Source organism: Pseudomonas sp. BNK-45, from assembly GCF_047456255.1.
In the GTDB taxonomy this organism is placed as follows: Bacteria; Pseudomonadota; Gammaproteobacteria; order Pseudomonadales; family Pseudomonadaceae; genus Aquipseudomonas.
This window is the reverse complement of sequence record NZ_CP179909.1, coordinates 2577837-2598373: the sequence shown is the minus strand read 5'-3', so window position 1 is coordinate 2598373 and position 20537 is coordinate 2577837. Positions and strand designations below refer to the sequence as shown.

At 57.2% G+C, this 20537-nt stretch carries 13 protein-coding genes, 3 tRNA genes, 3 rRNA genes and 1 pseudogene; 9 read left to right on the top strand and 11 right to left on the bottom strand.

From position 1 onward, the window contains the following. Window positions 1-12 precede the first annotated feature (12 nt). The 4 genes from ACMGG8_RS12210 to ACMGG8_RS12195 form a co-directional block, all read right to left on the bottom strand. Window positions 13-1383 (bottom strand): MFS transporter, encoded by a 1371-nt coding sequence (locus ACMGG8_RS12210; RefSeq protein WP_060840582.1) that lies wholly within the window; start codon window positions 1381-1383, stop codon window positions 13-15. A gap of 74 nt (window positions 1384-1457) precedes the next feature. Further along, on the bottom strand, window positions 1458-2699 hold the full coding sequence (locus ACMGG8_RS12205; RefSeq protein ID WP_414159933.1) for a glutamine synthetase family protein: 1242 nt from the start codon (window positions 2697-2699) through the stop codon (window positions 1458-1460). Between the two features lie 336 nt (window positions 2700-3035). Then, window positions 3036-3725 (bottom strand): sensor histidine kinase, encoded by a 690-nt coding sequence (locus ACMGG8_RS12200; RefSeq protein ID WP_060840584.1) that lies wholly within the window; start codon window positions 3723-3725, stop codon window positions 3036-3038. Next, window positions 3722-5326 carry a tetratricopeptide repeat-containing response regulator gene (locus ACMGG8_RS12195; RefSeq protein WP_060840585.1) on the bottom strand — a complete coding sequence of 535 codons (1605 nt, stop codon included), beginning with the start codon at window positions 5324-5326 and terminating at the stop codon, window positions 3722-3724. Before ACMGG8_RS12195 ends, ACMGG8_RS12200 begins: the two co-directional genes overlap by 4 nt. Before the next feature lie 523 nt (window positions 5327-5849). On the opposite strand from ACMGG8_RS12195, the gene ACMGG8_RS12190 reads away from it, so the two are divergent. From ACMGG8_RS12190 to ACMGG8_RS12180, 3 genes are read left to right on the top strand one after another with little or no spacing between them, the layout of a single operon-like run. Continuing rightward, the gene (locus ACMGG8_RS12190; protein ID WP_414159631.1) at window positions 5850-8180 is read left to right on the top strand and encodes a hypothetical protein; all 2331 of its coding nucleotides are present in this window, start codon (window positions 5850-5852) and stop codon (window positions 8178-8180) included. Continuing rightward, window positions 8171-9412 (top strand): hypothetical protein, encoded by a 1242-nt coding sequence (locus tag ACMGG8_RS12185; RefSeq protein ID WP_414159630.1) that lies wholly within the window; start codon window positions 8171-8173, stop codon window positions 9410-9412. The genes ACMGG8_RS12190 and ACMGG8_RS12185 overlap by 10 nt, the downstream gene beginning before the upstream one ends. A gap of 7 nt (window positions 9413-9419) precedes the next feature. Continuing rightward, window positions 9420-10079, top strand: a complete 660-nt coding sequence (locus ACMGG8_RS12180; RefSeq protein ID WP_060844371.1) for a DUF1266 domain-containing protein — start codon at window positions 9420-9422, stop codon at window positions 10077-10079. A gap of 549 nt (window positions 10080-10628) precedes the next feature. On the opposite strand, the gene rrf is transcribed toward ACMGG8_RS12180, so the two are convergent. The 5 genes from rrf to ACMGG8_RS12155 form a co-directional block, all read right to left on the bottom strand. After that, window positions 10629-10744, bottom strand: a 5S ribosomal RNA gene (gene rrf / locus ACMGG8_RS12175). 148 nt (window positions 10745-10892) lie between these two features. Next, window positions 10893-13784: ribosomal RNA gene (locus tag ACMGG8_RS12170) — 23S ribosomal RNA — on the bottom strand. 221 nt (window positions 13785-14005) lie between these two features. Then, window positions 14006-14081, bottom strand: a tRNA-Ala gene (locus ACMGG8_RS12165). 10 nt (window positions 14082-14091) lie between these two features. Further along, window positions 14092-14168 (bottom strand) — tRNA-Ile (locus tag ACMGG8_RS12160). 123 nt (window positions 14169-14291) lie between these two features. After that, window positions 14292-15830 (bottom strand): 16S ribosomal RNA (locus tag ACMGG8_RS12155). Together the 16S, 23S and 5S rRNA genes with 2 tRNA genes alongside form the textbook arrangement of a ribosomal RNA operon. A gap of 559 nt (window positions 15831-16389) precedes the next feature. Here ACMGG8_RS12155 and ACMGG8_RS12150 point away from each other — a divergent pair. The 3 genes and pseudogenes from ACMGG8_RS12150 to ACMGG8_RS12140 all read left to right on the top strand — a co-directional run. Continuing rightward, window positions 16390-16737 (top strand): annotated as a pseudogene (locus ACMGG8_RS12150) (tail assembly protein); the annotation flags it as partial. 563 nt (window positions 16738-17300) lie between these two features. Further along, a complete protein-coding gene (locus ACMGG8_RS12145) occupies window positions 17301-17915 on the top strand; it encodes a recombinase family protein (protein WP_414159629.1) in 615 nt (204 codons plus the stop codon). 44 nt (window positions 17916-17959) lie between these two features. Beyond that, window positions 17960-18322 (top strand): hypothetical protein, encoded by a 363-nt coding sequence (locus tag ACMGG8_RS12140; RefSeq protein ID WP_414159628.1) that lies wholly within the window; start codon window positions 17960-17962, stop codon window positions 18320-18322. A 135-nt stretch (window positions 18323-18457) separates the two neighbouring features. On the opposite strand, the gene ACMGG8_RS12135 is transcribed toward ACMGG8_RS12140, so the two are convergent. Next, a tRNA-Arg gene (locus tag ACMGG8_RS12135) sits at window positions 18458-18534 on the bottom strand. Window positions 18535-18579: 45 nt separating this feature from the next. Between ACMGG8_RS12135 and ACMGG8_RS12130 the strand changes: the two genes are divergently transcribed. Then, window positions 18580-18801: a hypothetical protein gene (locus ACMGG8_RS12130; RefSeq protein WP_148659670.1), complete on the top strand. Its 222-nt coding sequence runs from the start codon at window positions 18580-18582 to the stop codon at window positions 18799-18801. Window positions 18802-19083: 282 nt separating this feature from the next. After that, window positions 19084-19263: a PA3371 family protein gene (locus ACMGG8_RS12125; protein WP_060844374.1), complete on the top strand. Its 180-nt coding sequence runs from the start codon at window positions 19084-19086 to the stop codon at window positions 19261-19263. On the opposite strand, the gene phnN is transcribed toward ACMGG8_RS12125, so the two are convergent. Next, entirely contained in the window at window positions 19238-19819 is a 582-nt protein-coding gene (gene phnN, locus ACMGG8_RS12120) for a phosphonate metabolism protein/1,5-bisphosphokinase (PRPP-forming) PhnN (protein ID WP_108545380.1), read from the bottom strand. The genes ACMGG8_RS12125 and phnN overlap by 26 nt on opposite strands. A 380-nt stretch (window positions 19820-20199) precedes the next feature. Between phnN and ACMGG8_RS12115 the strand changes: the two genes are divergently transcribed. Then, window positions 20200-20526, top strand: coding sequence for an Arc family DNA-binding protein (locus tag ACMGG8_RS12115; RefSeq protein WP_016968184.1), 327 nt, complete (start codon window positions 20200-20202; stop codon window positions 20524-20526). Window positions 20527-20537: the final 11 nt, after the last annotated feature.

Sequence of the window (20537 nt, the reverse complement as noted above, 5' to 3'; positions counted from 1 at the left end):
CGTTTTGCATTTCTAGGGCCTGGCCCCGCTCAGGTGATCCCGAGCGCAATCCTCGGGCGGCACCTCATCCGGCGCTTGCGGCGTATCGGGCTCTGCAGCCGGCGTGGCGTCCGGCGCGGGAGCGGTCTGCATCTGATCCTGGACCACCTGCTCGTCTACCCGCGGATCGAGAGCCGCCACCAGAGGCGAACTGGACATACTGTCCGGCATCGCCACGTGATGCAGCGGCGCATCGTCCACCTGATGCAGATTGGTCACCGCCTTCGGTCGAATCCGCCAGACCAGCACCAGGGCAAAGAAACTGAAGAAGGCATAGAGCATCTGGCTGCCGAACAACTTCATCAGCACCCCCGCCACCAACGGGCCGACGCTTGCCCCAACGCCATAGGTGACCAACAGCATCGCCGTCAGCGAGACCCGTCGATCACTTTCCACATGGTCATTGGAAAAAGCCACCGCCAGCGGATAAAGGCAGAACTGCACCAGAGAACAGAGGAACCCAAGGACGAACAGCAGTTCCAGAGGCACTGCCGGCAGCACCGCCAAGGGCAAGGCCACCACTGCCAGGAACAAGGCAAAACAACGAATCAACAGGGCCCGATCATAACGATCGGACAACCAGCCCAGCGGCCATTGCACCACCAGCCCGGCAAAGATACAGCTGCCCATGAACAGACCCACCTGCTCGGTGCTAAGCCCCTGCTGCGAGGCGTAGAGCGGCGCCAGGCCGTAGAACGAGCCGACGATCAGGCCCGAGCCCAATACGGTACTCAGGGACTGCGGCACCCGCTTGATAAAGAAGCGCGGCTCCATCGGCGCCGGGTGCAGAGGTGCCGGGTGAATACGCCGGGTCATGGCCACCGGCACCAGGCACAAGGCAAAGCACAGGGCTACCAGCATCAACAGCTCCGGCCCCAGAGCCGGGTGCATGACCAGTATCAACTGCCCCAGCACCAGCCCCAGGTAAGAAGCGATCATGTAGCCGCTGAACACCAGGCCACGCTGATTGGCGTCGGCCTGCTCATTGAGCCAGCTTTCGATGACCATGTACTGACACATCATCCCCAGGCCGACGATCATCCGCAGCACCAGCCAGGCTGGCAGCCAATCCACCAGACCGTGCCCAAGCACCGCCGCGCCGACGATCCCGGCACAGGTGGCGTAGGCACGGATGTGGCCGACCCGGGCAATCAGCCGATGACCCAGCTTGCCGCCCAATACCAGGCCGAAATAGTTCGCGGCCATCAGGGCTCCCACCCACAGGCCATCGACATGGTCGGCAGCCAGGCGCAGGGCCAGATAAGTGCTGAGCAGACCCGAGCCGATCAACATCATCAGCGAGGCGAAATAAAGCGCTCGAAAGGATTTCCAGATTTGGCGCATCGGCGTTCCGAGCGGCTCCTTGAATGAGGTGCCGGCCCCCGGACAGATCGGGGCCCGGCCAGCGACGGGTTAGGTTATGCCTGGGCCGCTAACACACGCCGCTCCCAGGGAGTGATTTCATCAAAGAAGCTGGTCAACTCCATGGTCTTCGAAGCGATGTAGCCTTCGATGAACTCGGTGCCGAACAGTTCCCTGGCCAACTGACTACGTTTCAGACGCTCCAGTGCCGCATGCAAGGTACAAGGCAGGGACAAATTGTCCGGTACTTCGAACTCACCCTGGATCGCCGCCGTGGGCTCCAGCTCGTTCTCGATCCCATGCAGACCCGCAGCCAGGCTGGCGGCAATTGCCAGATACGGGTTGGCATCCGCGCCCGGCAGGCGGTTTTCCACCCGTCGCGCCACCGGTGAACTGGCCGGTATACGCAGCCCCGCAGCCCGATTGTCATGCGACCAGCAGGCATTGTTCGGCGAAGCGTAAGGATGGCACAAGCGCTGATAGGAGTTCACGTTAGGCGCGAACAACGCCGTGAAATCCGCCAGGCCGGCCTGCAGGCCGCCGATGAAATGACGGAACATCGCCGTCGGTTGCCCGGCCTCGTCACTGAAGACATTACGCCCACTGCCGATCTCCACCAGACTCTGGTGGATATGCATGGAGCTGCCGGGCGTGCGGGCCAGCGGCTTGGCCATGCAGACCACGATCAACCCGTGCTTGAGCGCCACTTCCTTGAGCAGGTGCTTGAACAGGAAAGTCTGATCCGCCAGCAGCAACGGATCGCCATGCAACAGGTTGATCTCGAACTGGCTGACGCCCATCTCATGCATGAACGTATCGCGAGGCAGGCCCAGGGCCGCCATGCATTCATAGACTTCCTTGAAGAACGGCCGCAGGCCGTTGTTGGAGCTGACACTGAACGCCGAATACCCCTCTTCCCGTCGACCATCCAGGCCAACCGGCGGCCGAAAGGCCTGAGCAGGATCGTCATTGGCCGCAAACACGAAGAACTCAAGCTCAGTGGCCACCACAGGCGCCAGGCCCAGGGCCGCATAACGCGCGATCACCTGCTTGAGTTGGCCCCGGGTGGACAGACGCGAACTTTCACCGCTGAGTTCGTCCGCGTCACAGATGGCCAGCGCCCGCGGCGTCTGGCTCCAGGGCAGGCGGTGAATCTGCCGGGGGTCGGCATTGAGCGCCAGGTCGCCGTCGTCGCTGCCGTAAAAACATGCCGGCGGATACCCGCCCATGATGCATTGAAGCAGCACCCCCCGAGCCATCTGCAAGCGCCGCCCTTCGAGAAAGCCCTCGGCGGTCATCACCTTGCCCCGCGGCACGCCATTGAGATCCGCGGTGACGCATTCAATCTCATCAATGCCCGTCAATCGCTCGGCGAGTGAACTGTGGCCATCGGTTGTCATGACTCAATCCTTGTTGTTATACGAGCCGCGAACGGCGACCCGTACAAAATACGCATCACCCGTTCAGGATTTCAAGCAGGCAAGAATAAAATCCCGGGAGCGGACCCGCTCCCGGCGAACAACCCATAAAGCCAGGTCCGGCACGAACCTGTAGAAGAAAGAGAGCCCCCACAAGCGCTGACCGGCCAGGCCAGGCCTTTCAGAACCTCTTCTGCACCCGGACTGACAAGACGCTCAAGGCAGATACAGCTTGAACAGCCCGCCGCCCAAGGGGCCTCCGTTGCTGATACGGGTGTGTCCGCAGACACCATTGCGCTGGTGCAACTGGGCGATGCGCCCAGCAAAATACAGCCCCAGCCCGGTACTGCCGCTGCTCTGATTGATGCCCTGGACATAATCGTCCTGGCGCTCGATCAGCGCCTGCGGGTAGCCGTCGCCGTCGTCGTTGATGGACAGCACCACCTGCCCCTCTTCGTCACTGACCGTGATCAACAGGGCATGACGGGCATAACGCAGCGCGTTGTTGATGCAATTGGCCAGCACCGAGGCGATCAGTTCTCGATCGAAAAAGCCCAGGGGGCTCAAGGGATCGACCTCATAAGTGGCCGAGATGCCGCGACTCTTGAACACATCCTGATGGTTCACCAACTGCGCCTCGATGAAGTCATCCAGCTCATGGTAGGCCGGCTGCAACGGCAACTGATTGACGCCCAGCTTGTACAGCCCCAGGAGCTGCACCAGCATGCCGTTGAGGTGGGCGAAGTGGTAATCGATCACTCCCTGTTCGGGCGCGCGCTGCGCCTCGGAGAGTCGAGCCTGCCACTGACCGTGGGCCTGCATCAGCATGGCCAGGGAGTTTTTCATGTCGTGTACGGTGGAGGCGATCACCGTGGAAAAATCGAGCGCCTGTTGCTCTTCGTTCATTCGCCAAACGCCTTGCTTCGCAGCTTCTGGTAGCGCGGATAACGCGCATCGGTATCGGGCATCATGCCGACCATTTTCAGGCACGCCTGGCATTCTTCCAGGAGTGCCGCGTCTGTATTCGGGTCTGTGCCGTGCAACAGCGACTGCGCCATATTCAGGGCAATACTGATGTTCTTCGGCTGCATGGCCAGGGCCTTGCGGAACAACTCGCGAGCCTCGCTGAGGTTGCCGGCCTTGTAACTGCGCACGCCCTGGCGGTTGATGTCGGCCGCCGCATTGGACGAACTGAGAATAGTCGGATCGTCCGTGAGCTTGGCGATGTTCTGCATGACCTTCGGATCGTCGCCATAGATCTCCGCACAGTTCTTCAACATCGTCGCGCCAGCACTGGCCTGCCCGAGCATCTGCAACTGCTTGGCCACCAGCAATGCCGCTTCCGGACTCATGAACTGCTCCATGCCGTCCAGACGCATCAGCGCCTGCTCGGTGAGCTTCTCCGCGGTTTCCGCATCATTGAGCAGCAGACTGGTGGCTTTCATCAAACGCGCACGAATCTGCAGCCCCGGGTCGGTGGGATTTTCCTTGGCTACCGCACTCAGGGTCTGATTGATCTCCAGGCGGGTGCGGGTGTCCAGGCCCTTTTCGCTGCCCTTGCTGATCAGGGCATGGGCCAGGCCCAGGTTGCTTTCCGGGTCCTTGAAGCGCGACTGGGCGCCCTGGGATACAGCTTGGCGATAGGCCCTGGAAGCACTGTCAAAGTCTTCGTTGGCCATGGCCAGCTTGCCCAGCAACGCCTGACGACGCACCGCCAGCGGCGACAGGCGCACGGCCTCTTCGAGCACGCTCTGGGCGCGCTTGGTATCACCTTCGGCCACCAGCACATCGGCCAATCCGTCGTACAGCCCCGGCATCATCGGGAATGTCTTCAGGGCTTTTTCGTACACCGCCTTGGCTTCACCTATCTGTCCACGCTTGAACAGCAAGCGGCCCAGGCCGACGTAGGCCCAAGGCAGTGGCCGATCGGCCAGGATGCTGTTGTACAGACGCTCCAGGGCCTCGTTCTGATGCATGTCGCGCAAGGCATCGGCCCGATAGCGCAGGCACAGGGGCGCGTAACGCGGGTCTTGCTTGCACAGGGCGACGCAGGCGTTGAGCACCTCCACCGGCTTGCCGCGGTCCAGGGCCTGGAGAATGGGTTTGAGCAGGGTCTTGCGCTGCTGCAGACGCTCCAGGCGCTGGGCCAGGCCGGAACGGTTGAACGGCTTGGTCAGGTAGGCATCGGGTTCGTGCTCCAGGGCACTGAGCACCATTGCCTGGCTGCTCTCGGCAGTCACCATGAGAAACACGCTCTCGTGACTGATGAGCTTTTCCAGCATCAAGTCTTCCAGCACCTGCTGGCCGTTTTTCTTGCCGTCGCCCAGGTGGTAATCCTGAAGAATGAAGTCGTAGCGCTTCTGCGCGCACATACGCAGGGCCTGTTCGCCGCTATCGGCGGTGTCCACGTCCTTGACGCCCAGCTCACGCAACATCGAACGCACCGAACTGCGGAAGTCCGAGAAATCATCGACGATCAAAAAGCTCTTTTGGTGGTACGCCAGCATCGAAGATTCCAGGCAAGTAAGAAGATCAATCCAGGGACAGCAAGACCCGCCCGGCTTCGCAGCCTGTTTTTGGCGCGCAGATAATAGCTGCTGGCCACAGGCTATCAAGCACTTTCAAGTCGACCTGTGATGCAGGTCGCCGCTTGGGAACACAATTGTCCACTGAAGTTATCGGCCGGACTTGCCAATCCCTTATAGAGGCACGAGAGGATTTAACAGCTGCCAGCCTAGACGGCCCTGCGCAGAAAAACAGCGTTGCTGCATGGGCAAACCTTGGATTCCGAAACATCACCTGATAGCGTGCTGCGCCTTGAAGCCTCGATCGTTTTTGGCCTGGAATACCGACACTGCGCGCAGGGTCGGCCGGAGCCAGGGGGTCTATCAGTAGCAGGCGCCACAGGCTTGCTACCCGGGTGTCGAAGGATCGGCATGACACCCGAAGACGGTACCCACGACGAGGCAATGCCGGTCCGCCAGGCAGTGCATCACCGGATGCGCAGGTCATTATCAAATGGAGTTAACGATGGCGCATGACAGCAGCGTGATAACCGGCATCGAACTGGAACAGTTCATGGACCGCCTTGAGGCGCAACAGCAGGAGCAGGAAGGCAATACCTGGCTGGCCCAACTGCAGGCACAGCCCCTGCGGGCCGACTCTCTGGCGTCCATCGACCGCCTGCACACCCTGTGGATGCAGGCCGGCGACTCAGCGGCGGCCCGGGCGGTAATCGAGAACGATGGCAACGCCCTGCTGCAGGCCTCGCCCGAGCCGGCGCGCGCCGAACTGCTGATGAACCTGGCCATCCTGCGCCTGCGGGTCGCCAGCTACCTGGATGACGACGCGACCCTGCTCGAGGTCCTCGAACAGCTCAACCAGATGGCCACGCAAACGCTGGACTTCAATGTCGAGCATTACCGTCGCTTCCGGATCTTCGACGAACTGGAGGGCAGCCGCCTCGAAGTCGCAGTAAAAACCATCGAAGTGCGCTATGCCCTGACTCTGAGCAACCCTGCCCGCGTGGCACTGCGAGCCTGGGATGCCGCCGATCAGTATCAGCGCCGCGCCCGCGTCCTGGCCTATCACGAGCGTGATGAAGACGCCCGCAGCGCCGCCCTGGAAGCGATCAATGCGCTGCGCAGCGCCGGGCCTGATCAGGACATCGACGAAGGCGACTGGCTGTGGCTGGGCAATGCGCTGATCGAGATCATCCCCTTGCGCCTGGCGCTGTTCGAGCAACCCATCGCCCAACTGACCGCCCACCTCTCCCTGCCAAGGCGCCGCGAGTGGGAGGTGCGCACCGCACGCCTGGCCGCCCGCGCCCTGCACGCCCAGGGTGACCTGGCCGGAGCCCTGAAGATCTGTAACGCCGCCGCCCTGAGCCTGGACTCCGACGGCGGTAGCAACTTCATCGAATATGAACTGCCCTGGCTGATGGAAGCCGGACGCATCGAGGAAGCTGGGCATCGCGCCTTCATCGATGTCTACGAGCGACAAACCGAAATGTGGCCGGCCACCGCCCGCCTGATCCTCAACCGCTTGCAGGACCCCGAGGATCACAACCCCTGGTGGCCAATCTGCGTGATGCGCGCTTGCATCAATGAAGAGGTCCTGCAGAGCTTTCTCTCGGCACTGCCAGAGCTCGATGCCAACGAGGCGGGCGCCTCCGCGCTGCTCGCGGCGCTGCATGCAGCCATGGAAGATCCGCAGTTGCTTGATCCACTGTTTGCCGCAGCACGGGCCGAAGCCCTGCGCCGCGCCCCCGAGCACCCGTGGATCCGGCGCCTGGCCGCCGTGCATGACGCTGAACGCGGCCTGATCGATGCTGCCAGCGAGGCCAGCCAACTGCAGGCGGCCATCCAGGCCGGACGGATGCAGGACAACCGCAGCGCCTTTTCGCTGTTTGCGGCGCAGGTCAAGAACTTGGGGGTGATCGAGGCCCTGAAGCAACCCAAGCCGATCCTGGCCAGCGGCATGTATGGCTACAACTACGCGGCGTTCATCGACGATCTGGTGGAAGCCGAGGCCGACAAACTGCCCAAAGAAGCCCGCGACCAGGCCTATTGGTTGCTGCGCGAGGCACAGAGAGATGCCTACGAGCAGGGCCAGGCCCATATGGAACGCTACTTCGCCAGCGGCAGCGGTCACCCGTTCGACGCCTGTGCCCACCTGTATTCCATGCTCTGCAACAATCTGGCGATCAACTATCGCTACTACAACGAACAGAACCGCAACGAGGAGGCGATTGACCTGCACCTGCGAGGCATCGCTGCCAGCTCGTTCGCCGAACACTACAACGGCCTGCTCAGCGCGCGCATTCGCATGGACGACAAGCCCGGCATCGTCGAAGCCGCAGAGCAGCTGTGGCACTACTCGGCGGAATTCGGCTACAGCCGCCACGATCCAAACGACTACATCGCCTCGGTGGCCTACGCCCTGTACTCGCTGGATCGCGACAGCGAAATCCTTATCTGGCTCGAACGCCTGCTCAAATGGCAGGAAGAACAAGGCGTCAGCGACCAGCAACTGGACAGCTCAGCCCTGTTTGCCCGAGTCAAGTTGGCGCGCTATCTGGCCCATGCCCACCCGGATAATGCGGACAGCCTCTGGCAGCGCTATGAACCACTGGTCCTGGCCATGAACGAAGTCTCAGTGATGTCCTCCTCGGTAGACTTCCACCACGCCCGGGGACGCACCGCCGAAGCCATCGATTACTGCACACGCACCCTGGCCCTGTGCAATGACGAAGATGACTACGACATCAAGTGCCGGGCCCGCACCGAACAGCTCCTGGCGCAGCTCCAGGCACCGGCGCAAACAGTCGGCAAGAAAAGCTGGTGGCAGATATGGAAATAGGCACCGACCCACGCACCTCCAGCTATGCCCCGCGCAATCTGCTCAATGCCGACCAACTCAAGGCCGGCATCGCTCAACGCAGTCAGGGCCGGGGCGATGAAGGGCCGGTGCAGAGCTGGCTGCTCAATCACTTCTACCGGCATCTGGTCGGTAACTTTGAGCCGGCGCGCCCCATTTTCAGCCTGGAGGAAGCCGCTAGCGCCCTGGGCAGCGATACCTTGCCCGCCTGGGTAGCCGGGCACTTCAAGGCCGCAGCCAAAGCCCTGAGCGAAGAAAGTCCAAACACAGTGGCGCCCTTGGTTTGGATCGACCCACTGGAACCACAGTTGCTGCAGCATGAGGCTGTGCTCGTGGAGTTCCTGACGTCGCGCAAAGGCACGGCACTGGAGGGCAAGCTCGATCGCATCACCTGCCCCCAGGCCCTGGCGCTGTGGGAAAAAGAGCATGCACAGATGGCAGCCCGTGTTGAGCAGGGCTGGCGTCAAAGCTCGGCCGACGCCCTGGATCTGACCCTGGCCTGCGCCGATCACAACTGGGTCGAGCTGCGCCCGCAAAGCCCGTTGCTGCGGGCAGAAATGGCCTTCGAAAGCTACGTGATGCGCCACTGCCTGGGGCAGTTTGCCAACCGCCGAGCCTTGACCGGCGGCTACGGCGAGCGTTATGCCGAAGCCGTGGAACAACAGAGTATGCGCGTGTTCAGCCTGCGTGATGCCCAAGGCCAGCCCCACATCACCGTCAGCCTGATCATCCAGGAGGATGGCGCATTGACCGTGGAGCAAGTCAAAGGCAAGCAGAACCGTCCACCTATCGAACGCTACTTTCAGGACCTGCTGCGGTTCCTCAATACCCTGGATACCGACCTGCAGACCCCGACCGACTGCATTGCCATCGGCATCGTGCGCACCGAAGCCGGCTGGCTGCGCATTGAGGAAGTCAGCGACGCCCAGACCCAGACGCGCCTGGTGGCGCGCTACCCGCAACTGTTCTACCGGCTGGATGCTCCTTCGGCCATGGTCGAGTGGCTGGTGGCGGCCCGTCAGTCCGACCTGCTGCTGGAGGTGGCGCCCAGGGCGCCGTCGGTGAAGTACGCCACCCGGCATATCTTCAAGAAAAGTCCCTGGCCACAACCCCACGCCGACGCCCCGTCATACCGGACCGAAGGGGTGACATGGACAGATATGTCCCCACTCCAGGCGGAGGAAATAGCGGCCTGGCAGGCCAGGAATCGGTGAACCGCAAATGATGACAGTAATAGCAGTAGCCTTCGGCGCCTGGCTGGTCTGGCGCTACTACCGCCGCCAATCGCCTACCTCGCTGGTGGTATTCACCCCGCGCAAACGCTGGGCGTTGACGCTGGCGCAACCCATGGTCGACGCCACCGGGATGACGGGCTTCTTCGATCCCGATACCACCCACTTCATGGATCAGGCGAAAACTACTCTCAGGGCCCCACTGCTGCATCAGATCGGCTTTCGCAGCAATGCCACAGATGACGAAGTCCGTGAGCATTTGAACAGCACTCTGGAACGCCAGTGGTTTCGGATTGACCTGCACGGCCTGAACGCCAGCGACGACCCGCGAGCGGCCATGGCCTTTGCCTGCGTGCGCTGCGCCTTCTTCGTCCGCTGCGCAATGCTGATGGGCTGGATCGAAACCGAGAGCGGCTGGCGGATCCTGCTCCTCAACGCACAGCGAGCCCAGGACTGCTTCAGCGACTGGGAAGACTTCGGCAAAGCCTTCATGCTCGGACGCAGTCAGTGGGTAGCGGCATTCAGGGCCGACTCACTGGGGCAGGCGTTCAACGAAGCAAGCCTTGGCCGCCTGCTGACGCCGGGCAGCGGCATGTGGGCTGGGGTTGCCTGGCAGGGGTTGCCGGCGTTCTCGCCAGTGGCGGATTGAAATCACACAAGTGGGGAAGTGTCCTGTCCCCGTACCATTGAATGGCCTCATCGGTCTGATGAGGCCCCTGCCCGTCATATTGGCAGGGGAGTCGAGGACGAACTTCACGCTGCTGCTGGGAAGCCTGTAATGGGTCATGTACTGGCGGAACCATCCGCTCAGCGCATCAGCCGCCAAGCTGGTTCCGGGGAGCAGCATTACATAGAGCCCCCCCCTCTTCTCCCAGTCGAGTATCAGCAACACCGATCACCGCGACCCGAACAATCCCAGGTGACTCCATGAGTGGGTGCTGGGAGGCAGTCTCCTGCTACAAGGCCTGATCGGAGAGAGCGAGAACAGCGGCTCTGGTGCACTCAGTCGACCGCCCCTCCCCCTTTCAAGCCAATGGCGGTAGAGCCCGCTACAGCGGGGGTAGGCCGCAACCCTGGCACTGTCGCGGGGCGCTGCCAGCCGTAGCCGAGCGGTCATGGCCGGCTGCAGCAGCGCAACTTTTCTGCAGCGCAAAAACAAAACCCCAACTGCTTTCGCAATTGGGGTTTCGGAATTTAATCTTGACGATGACCTACTCTCACATGGGGAAACCCCACACTACCATCGGCGATGCATCGTTTCACTTCTGAGTTCGGGATGGGATCAGGTGGTTCCAACGCTCTATGGTCGTCAAGAAATTCGGTAGCCAGTCCGTTGCTTGTGCAACGTGCCAGCGAATGGGTATGTAATAGGTTTGTGTGCTTTGTGAGCGGTGCAAACTTTCGGTTCGTTTCGTCTTCACACACCGCAACTCGCTTCTTAAGCAAATTGCTTGGGTGTTATATGGTCAAGCCTCACGGGCAATTAGTATTGGTTAGCTCAACGCCTCACAGCGCTTACACACCCAACCTATCAACGTCGTAGTCTTCGACGGCCCTTTAGGGGATTCAAGATCCCAGTGAGATCTCATCTTGAGGCAAGTTTCCCGCTTAGATGCTTTCAGCGGTTATCTTTTCCGAACATAGCTACCCGGCAATGCCACTGGCGTGACAACCGGAACACCAGAGGTTCGTCCACTCCGGTCCTCTCGTACTAGGAGCAGCCCCTCTCAAATCTCAAACGTCCACGGCAGATAGGGACCGAACTGTCTCACGACGTTCTAAACCCAGCTCGCGTACCACTTTAAATGGCGAACAGCCATACCCTTGGGACCGGCTTCAGCCCCAGGATGTGATGAGCCGACATCGAGGTGCCAAACACCGCCGTCGATATGAACTCTTGGGCGGTATCAGCCTGTTATCCCCGGAGTACCTTTTATCCGTTGAGCGATGGCCCTTCCATACAGAACCACCGGATCACTAAGACCTACTTTCGTACCTGCTCGACGTGTCTGTCTCGCAGTCAAGCGCGCTTTTGCCTTTATACTCTACGACCGATTTCCGACCGGTCTGAGCGCACCTTCGTACTCCTCCGTTACTCTTTAGGAGGAGACCGCCCCAGTCAAACTACCCACCATACACTGTCCTCGATCCGGATAACGGACCTGAGTTAGAACCTCAAAGTTGCCAGGGTGGTATTTCAAGGATGGCTCCACGCAAACTGGCGTTCACGCTTCAAAGCCTCCCACCTATCCTACACAAGCAAATTCAAAGTCCAGTGCAAAGCTATAGTAAAGGTTCACGGGGTCTTTCCGTCTAGCCGCGGATACACTGCATCTTCACAGCGATTTCAATTTCACTGAGTCTCGGGTGGAGACAGCGCCGCCATCGTTACGCCATTCGTGCAGGTCGGAACTTACCCGACAAGGAATTTCGCTACCTTAGGACCGTTATAGTTACGGCCGCCGTTTACCGGGGCTTCGATCAAGAGCTTCGCGTTAGCTAACCCCATCAATTAACCTTCCGGCACCGGGCAGGCGTCACACCCTATACGTCCACTTTCGTGTTTGCAGAGTGCTGTGTTTTTAATAAACAGTCGCAGCGGCCTGGTATCTTCGACCGGCATGAGCTTACGGAGCAAGTCCTTCACCCTCACCGGCGCACCTTCTCCCGAAGTTACGGTGCCATTTTGCCTAGTTCCTTCACCCGAGTTCTCTCAAGCGCCTTGGTATTCTCTACCCAACCACCTGTGTCGGTTTGGGGTACGGTTCCTAGTTATCTGAAGCTTAGAAGCTTTTCTTGGAAGCATGGCATCAACCACTTCGTCACCTAAAAGGTAACTCGTCATCAGCTCTCGGCCTTAGAACCCCGGATTTACCTAAGATTCCAGCCTACCACCTTAAACTTGGACAACCAACGCCAAGCTGGCCTAGCCTTCTCCGTCCCTCCATCGCAATAACTAGAAGTACAGGAATATTAACCTGTTTTCCATCGACTACGCTTTTCAGCCTCGCCTTAGGGACCGACTAACCCTGCGTCGATTAACGTTGCGCAGGAAACCTTGGTCTTTCGGCGTGGGTGTTTTTCACACCCATTGTCGTTACTCATGTCAGCATTCGCACTTCTGATACCTCCAGCAAGCTTCTCAACTCACCTTCACAGGCTTACAGAACGCTCCTCTACCGCATCACTTACGTGATACCCGTAGCTTCGGTGTATGGTTTGAGCCCCGTTACATCTTCCGCGCAGGCCGACTCGACTAGTGAGCTATTACGCTTTCTTTAAAGGGTGGCTGCTTCTAAGCCAACCTCCTAGCTGTCTAAGCCTTCCCACATCGTTTCCCACTTAACCATAACTTTGGGACCTTAGCTGACGGTCTGGGTTGTTTCCCTTTTCACGACGGACGTTAGCACCCGCCGTGTGTCTCCCATGCTCGGCACTTGTAGGTATTCGGAGTTTGCATCGGTTTGGTAAGTCGGGATGACCCCCTAGCCGAAACAGTGCTCTACCCCCTACAGTGATACATGAGGCGCTACCTAAATAGCTTTCGAGGAGAACCAGCTATCTCCGAGCTTGATTAGCCTTTCACTCCGATCCACAGGTCATCCGCTAACTTTTCAACGGTAGTCGGTTCGGTCCTCCAGTCAGTGTTACCTAACCTTCAACCTGCCCATGGATAGATCGCCCGGTTTCGGGTCTATTCCCAGCGACTAGACGCCCTATTAAGACTCGCTTTCGCTACGCCTCCCCTATTCGGTTAAGCTCGCCACTGAAAATAAGTCGCTGACCCATTATACAAAAGGTACGCAGTCACAGAACAAAGTCTGCTCCCACTGCTTGTACGCATACGGTTTCAGGATCTATTTCACTCCCCTCTCCGGGGTTCTTTTCGCCTTTCCCTCACGGTACTAGTTCACTATCGGTCAGTCAGTAGTATTTAGCCTTGGAGGATGGTCCCCCCATATTCAGACAAGGTTTCTCGTGCCCCGTCCTACTCGATTTCATGACTAAGAGATTTTCGCGTACAGGGCTATCACCCACTATGGCCGCACTTTCCAGAGCGTTCCGCTAATCTCAAAGCCACTTAAGGGCTAGTCCCCGTTCGCTCGCCACTACTAAGGGAATCTCGGTTGATTTCTTTTCCTCAGGGTACTTAGATGTTTCAGTTCCCCTGGTTCGCCTCTTGCACCTATGTATTCAGTACAAGATAACCATCTTATGATGGCTGGGTTCCCCCATTCAGAGATCTCCGGATCAAAGTCTGTTTGCCGACTCCCCGAAGCTTATCGCAGGCTACCACGTCTTTCATCGCCTCTGACTGCCAAGGCATCCACCGTATGCGCTTCTTCACTTGACCATATAACCCCAAGCAATCTGGTTATACTATGAAGACGACATTCGCCGAAAATTTGCAATTTAACTCACAAATTTTACCTTAGCCTGATCCGTTACCAGTGAAAGTAACGTTCAGTCTATCTTTCTATCACATACCCAAATTTTTAAAGAACGATCTAATCAAAAGACTAGAAATCAACATTCAATGTGAATGCTCATTTCTAAGCTTTCAGAAGCAGTTTATGGTGGAGCCAAGCGGGATCGAACCGCTGACCTCCTGCGTGCAAGGCAGGCGCTCTCCCAGCTGAGCTATGGCCCCATAACAAAATTGGTGGGTCTGGGCAGATTCGAACTGCCGACCTCACCCTTATCAGGGGTGCGCTCTAACCAACTGAGCTACAGACCCAATTTCGAGCTTGTAACTGTTAGCTTGGAGCTATCAGCTTGGAGCTTAAAGCTGCTTCTATCGTCTTCTTCAATGAATCAAGCAATTCGTGTGGGAGCTTATGAAGCAGCTGATGTCGTCGATTAAGGAGGTGATCCAGCCGCAGGTTCCCCTACGGCTACCTTGTTACGACTTCACCCCAGTCATGAATCACACCGTGGTAACCGTCCCCCCGAAGGTTAGACTAGCTACTTCTGGTGCAACCCACTCCCATGGTGTGACGGGCGGTGTGTACAAGGCCCGGGAACGTATTCACCGCGACATTCTGATTCGCGATTACTAGCGATTCCGACTTCACGCAGTCGAGTTGCAGACTGCGATCCGGACTACGATCGGTTTTATGGGATTAGCTCCACCTCGCGGCTTGGCAACCCTTTGTACCGACCATTGTAGCACGTGTGTAGCCCAGGCCTTAAGGGCCATGATGACTTGACGTCATCCCCACCTTCCTCCGGTTTGTCACCGGCAGTCTCCTTAGAGTGCCCACCATAACGTGCTGGTAACTAAGGACAAGGGTTGCGCTCGTTACGGGACTTAACCCAACATCTCACGACACGAGCTGACGACAGCCATGCAGCACCTGTCTCAATGCTCCCGAAGGCACCAATCCATCTCTGGAAAGTTCATTGGATGTCAAGGCCTGGTAAGGTTCTTCGCGTTGCTTCGAATTAAACCACATGCTCCACCGCTTGTGCGGGCCCCCGTCAATTCATTTGAGTTTTAACCTTGCGGCCGTACTCCCCAGGCGGTCAACTTAATGCGTTAGCTGCGCCACTAAGAGCTCAAGGCTCCCAACGGCTAGTTGACATCGTTTACGGCGTGGACTACCAGGGTATCTAATCCTGTTTGCTCCCCACGCTTTCGCACCTCAGTGTCAGTATCAGTCCAGGTGGTCGCCTTCGCCACTGGTGTTCCTTCCTATATCTACGCATTTCACCGCTACACAGGAAATTCCACCACCCTCTACCATACTCTAGCTTGCCAGTTTTGGATGCAGTTCCCAGGTTGAGCCCGGGGCTTTCACATCCAACTTAACAAACCACCTACGCGCGCTTTACGCCCAGTAATTCCGATTAACGCTTGCACCCTCTGTATTACCGCGGCTGCTGGCACAGAGTTAGCCGGTGCTTATTCTGTCGGTAACGTCAAAATACTCACGTATTAGGTAAGTACCCTTCCTCCCAACTTAAAGTGCTTTACAATCCGAAGACCTTCTTCACACACGCGGCATGGCTGGATCAGGCTTTCGCCCATTGTCCAATATTCCCCACTGCTGCCTCCCGTAGGAGTCTGGACCGTGTCTCAGTTCCAGTGTGACTGATCATCCTCTCAGACCAGTTACGGATCGTAGCCTTGGTGAGCCATTACCTCACCAACTAGCTAATCCGACCTAGGCTCATCTGATAGCGTGAGGTCCGAAGATCCCCCACTTTCTCCCGTAGGACGTATGCGGTATTAGCGCCCGTTTCCGGACGTTATCCCCCACTACCAGGCAGATTCCTAGGCATTACTCACCCGTCCGCCGCTCGCCACCAGGTACAAGTACCCGTGCTGCCGCTCGACTTGCATGTGTTAGGCCTGCCGCCAGCGTTCAATCTGAGCCATGATCAAACTCTTCAGTTCAAACATCTTTGGGTTTTGAGAAAACCCTAAACTTAGCTCAGCAATCGTTGGTTACATCTTTGATTTCTCGCGGAGTAACTTGTGACGCTGATAATCTTTTTGACTATCAGTCTGACTCCACAAGCACCCACACGAATTGCTTGATTCAGTTGTTAAAGAGCGGTTGGTTAAGATCTTTCATCTCAACCGAGGCGCGCATTCTACAGCAGCCTCATTTACTGTCAAGCGATTTTTTAAGAAGTTTTTGAAGATTTCCTCAACAACTTCAACCACTTGCGCTTTCGATCTCTCGTTAGCGGGAGGCGAATTCTACAGCGTTACACGCTGCTGTCAACACCTCTTTTTAACCGCTTTCGACCGAGACGATCGAATCGTTAACAAGGCGAAAGCACGCTGCCATAACCTTCACGAGCGACGCAGCACTCCAGCAATGAAACCAGGCCATTACAGCAGCGACCGAACAATGACGTTGACGTCCAGAGAGCAACGCACACACCGAAGGCATCAGGTTTCAGTCGGCAGAACAGCCTTTACTGGGTCAGTTTTCGGTCAGCGGCAACAGCCCACCGGCAAAGGAGTGATTCGTATATCACCGGTCATTAGAGGCTCTAAGCAAGCTGGCTTACTGCAAACTATTGTCGGTGCAGTGCTCGTCGTCGTAGGACTTGTTTACCAGCCTCTGCCGCCCGCAGGGCTTGCCATGCTAGCCGGTGGTGTCATTCAGATGCTCAGCCCCCAAGCAAAAGGCCTAGGCACCCAGGACAGCCCAAACAACCGACCCAGCTACAGCTTCAACGGTGCCGTGAACACTAGCGTCCAAGGCAACCCTGTCCCGCTGCTCTATGGCCGTATGATCGTCGGCAGCGCGGTGATCAGCGCCGGGATCTACTCCGAAGACCAGATGTAAAAATGATCACGTAATCATCAATCAAGAAGTTATCGCTAACACAAAAATTCATCTACGACCTTTCCACCAAAGGCTAAATTCACAGAGTGATATCAAAAAGCTATAAGAGTAGAAACAAACCACAGATAGGAAAGTGTCATGGCAGGACGTCCCTTTGAGTTTCCAGACCCAAGCGATTGCTCCCCAAACTCACCAACGGTTATCGCAAAGGCGAATCAGGTTTTGGGGAATTACAATCGGGCGAACCCAACAGATAAGCGGCAGAAAGTAACTGACCCAGTGCGGAACTGGTTCAATGATCAAGCCCTAAAAGAAGGCTGGAAGACAGCAGAATTCCACGGCAGCGACTGTCTCTTGACCGCAGACGTTGTGCTACGCAAGTAAGTACGTTGTTCGTACCCTCAGCTTCATCCAAAAAACCGGCCCGTATATGCAGCCGGTTTTTTTGTGTATGCCTATCCAGATACAGGCTTATTTTGCCTTTCTCGGGCTTTTCGCTTGATAAGTGACACCCAAAGTACAACAGCATTAGTAGAACGCCCTAACTGATACAGGCATCCATCATGTTCATCCGCGCATACCTCCGAGCATCCACCGAAGAGCAAGACGCCGGCCGCGCCCGGGCATCGCTCGAGCAGTTCGCCAGCGACCATAACAAGGTCATTGCAAGCGTGTACCTGGAGAATGCCAGCGGCGCCACCGCCGACCGGCCCGAGCTGCTGCGCCTGCTGAAGGATGCCCGCAAGGGGGACGTGTTGCTGGTGGAGTCGATAGACCGCCTCTCCCGCCTCCCGGTTGAGGACTGGCAAAAGCTCAAGGCCGCGATCGACTCCAAGGGCCTGCGCATCGTCGCGCTCGACCTGCCGACCAGCCACCAGGGAATGCAGGACACCAAAGGCGACGAGCTCACCAGGCGGATGCTGGGCGCCATCAATTCAATGCTGGTGGAGATGATGGCGGCTATCGCACGCAAGGATTACGAGCAGCGCCGCGACCGGCAGGCCCAGGGTATCGAGAAGGCCAAGGCAGCCGGTAAATACCAGGGGCGCCCGGTAGATGCCGATCTGCATAAGCGCGTGACCGAACTGCTCGGCGCCGGCCTCGGCATTCGCGCAACAGCTCGACACGCCAACTGCTCCACCACCACCGTTCTCAGAATTAGAGACTTGGTCGCCTAGCTCAATTCTGGAAGCCTTCAACACTAAAAACGGATGGATCTGGTATGCGGGTAATAGCTTTTTTCTTTCTGGCATTAACCAGCAGCGCAGTTTTTGCTGGGTACGATATACACATCACCCGAAAGGCATTTTGGGCAGACGAAGATGGGCCAACCATCAGCATTTCAGACTGGGAAAAATACATTGCCCAAGACCCTCAGACCACTCCGGACACGAAGAATACCAAGAACGATTTTTTAGTATCGCTAGGCACAGAGACATTCCCAATCTGGTTTAACCCGATACTGGGTGAGCTCTACACCAAAACCCCTTCTGATGACGCGATAAAAAAAATGATCGATGTCGCGAGTCGACTTGGCGCGAAAGCCCAGGGTGATGATGGCGAGCTTTATCCGCCAGCCCCATAAATAGAGAATAAAAAAAGCCCCGCCAGCAGATCCTGAGCGGGGCTTTTTGTTGCCTGAAGCAATCCTTTTGCACCCACCCTGCACCCATGTGGTTTTGACGCTGAGGGCTTAAATTGCTGGAGACCTTGATTTATATGGTGTCCCAGGGCAGGTTCGAACTGCCAACCTTCCCCTTAGGAGGGGGATGCTCTATCCAATTGAGCTACTGAGACAAAACAACGAGCACCTGAGGATGTCAGGCGTAAAGGACGGCGAGCATGTTAACGGCCAAGGCCACGTTTGTCATGTCATCCATAGGGCTTTTTACACGAACAGCCAGAAGCGATTTGTTAGCTGACGATCCCAGCTTGCAAATTGCATCACCACCAACAGCAATCCTTGCAAAATACAATTGGCCGCTCTTTCGCCACCAAATCAAGCCTTTGTTTTTAAAGGGTTTATTTAAGGATAAACTCCTGGCACGCGAGCTGCCTGAGTAAGCAGATGAAGAATGCAGAGATAACGCCCATACACAGTGCTCTGCTTCTATTGAATGTGATCGCCACCATCGTGCTTGCGACCTTGCACCTTCAACCCGTAGACAACGCCAGATCTGCCAGCCCGTCCCTCCTAATTACAAGCAAGACCCTAAACCGTACCTGTCGATAATCAACACCCAGCCCAGCTCTTCTGCCCAACAGCCCAATAGACAGCATCAGCAGCAACCCAGCACCAAACAAAATATACGCTGGGCTATTTAATAACGCGCCCCAGGAGCCATCATGTCCAATGCAGCCAAAAGCCTGCTTTTTCTGACTCTACTCAGCGGCATTTCCGCCTTGCTACTACCTGACGACTCACTAGGAAATGCTGCGCTGATCATCTGCGGCTCGATGTTCGGCCTGTTCCTGTTGGCACTTCTGGCCGGACGCAAGATCAAGTTTGACCCGGTACTGCGCTGACACCCTGCTCACGGAGTATGGCCAACAGACGCACCAGAGTGGCCTCGAGCGCACCCGAATTATCCAAGCGTATGACACGCTCTTCATCCAGCCAGGCAGTACTGACAAACTGCTGGTTGCGCTGCAGACGACGCTCAATCTCCGGTAGGCTTTCCCTGGCACGACGCAGTAAACGCCGGCGCAGCACTTCGTTATCGACCGTCAGAACTATAGGAATCAGATCGGGATAGCGCTTTCGCGCCTGACGCAAATACCCTCGAGAACCATTGACCAGGACATTTCGCCCCTGCGCCAGCCAAGCATCAATCTGCCTGGGAATGCCATAACCCAAACCATTGGCACGCCAGAACAAAGCAAACTCACCCAACGCGACACGCCGTTCAAATTCCTCGGACGTAACTTCGAGCGCTTCCTCGCCCACAGACTCAGCCGAGCGGGTGATCACTCTTTTTGCCACCTCACACCCCAATGCGCTAATAGGCTGCCTGGCCGCATCAATCAAGCTATCCTTGCCGGCTCCTGAGGGCCCCATCAGATAAATCACCCTACCCGGCATGAGTCGCCACCCAGGACAGCCCAACTAGTAAATCGGCCATTTGCCACTATCCTCTAAACAAGTAGGGATTACGCTCTCATCCACATAGCATGCACGCTCGTCCGCACACTAACCCCCCCCGTCGGATGGGAGAATGCGGCCCACAATGTGGAGTCGGCGATCTTTTCAAACCAGTCCGCATTTCTGATAATTGGTGCTGGCATAACGCCTTTATCCAGTTCAATATTTGTCACAGAATTGACGCCAAGGATCTGGCAATTTTGAGGCATGATGCGGGCCTCTTAACAATTCAGGTTGAACATTTGGCAATACGGCTTGTCCTAAAAGACAGCTCGCGGCCAATTCCGAGAACCGCTCCCCTGAACTAACCGGTTAAATATATGCGCCCATTGAAACAGGCAATTTATTCCAGCCGTACGGCTGACAAGTTCGTCGTACGTCTACCCGACGGGATGCGTGAACGCATTGCCGAGGTGGCTCGCAATCATCACCGCAGCATGAACTCCGAAATCATCGCGCGCCTGGAACAGAGTCTTATTCAGGAAGGCGCCTTGGGTGAAGAGTTGAGCATGCGCCTGGACAGCCCAGAGCTGTCCTTGCATGAGCGCGAACTACTTCAACGCTTCCGCCAACTTTCACATCGTCAGCAAAACGCTTTGGTTTCGCTGATAGCCCACGACGCTGAAATGGCCGCAGACGCCAACTGACTCCCCAGAAT

Coding starts and splice junctions, on each gene's coding strand:
- ACMGG8_RS12210 (WP_060840582.1), bottom strand. CDS start 1,383: ATGCGCCAAATCTGGAAATCCTTTCGAGCGCTTTATTTCGCCTCGCTG.
- ACMGG8_RS12205 (WP_414159933.1), bottom strand. CDS start 2,699: ATGACCGCCGAGGGCTTTCTCGAAGGGCGGCGCTTGCAGATGGCTCGG.
- ACMGG8_RS12200 (WP_060840584.1), bottom strand. CDS start 3,725: ATGAACGAAGAGCAACAGGCGCTCGATTTTTCCACGGTGATCGCCTCC.
- ACMGG8_RS12195 (WP_060840585.1), bottom strand. CDS start 5,326: ATGCTGGCGTACCACCAAAAGAGCTTTTTGATCGTCGATGATTTCTCG.
- ACMGG8_RS12190 (WP_414159631.1), top strand. CDS start 5,850: ATGGCGCATGACAGCAGCGTGATAACCGGCATCGAACTGGAACAGTTC.
- ACMGG8_RS12185 (WP_414159630.1), top strand. CDS start 8,171: ATGGAAATAGGCACCGACCCACGCACCTCCAGCTATGCCCCGCGCAAT.
- ACMGG8_RS12180 (WP_060844371.1), top strand. CDS start 9,420: ATGATGACAGTAATAGCAGTAGCCTTCGGCGCCTGGCTGGTCTGGCGC.
- ACMGG8_RS12145 (WP_414159629.1), top strand. CDS start 17,301: ATGTTCATCCGCGCATACCTCCGAGCATCCACCGAAGAGCAAGACGCC.
- ACMGG8_RS12140 (WP_414159628.1), top strand. CDS start 17,960: ATGCGGGTAATAGCTTTTTTCTTTCTGGCATTAACCAGCAGCGCAGTT.
- ACMGG8_RS12130 (WP_148659670.1), top strand. CDS start 18,580: ATGTTAACGGCCAAGGCCACGTTTGTCATGTCATCCATAGGGCTTTTT.
- ACMGG8_RS12125 (WP_060844374.1), top strand. CDS start 19,084: ATGTCCAATGCAGCCAAAAGCCTGCTTTTTCTGACTCTACTCAGCGGC.
- phnN (WP_108545380.1), bottom strand. CDS start 19,819: ATGCCGGGTAGGGTGATTTATCTGATGGGGCCCTCAGGAGCCGGCAAG.
- ACMGG8_RS12115 (WP_016968184.1), top strand. CDS start 20,200: ATGCGCCCATTGAAACAGGCAATTTATTCCAGCCGTACGGCTGACAAG.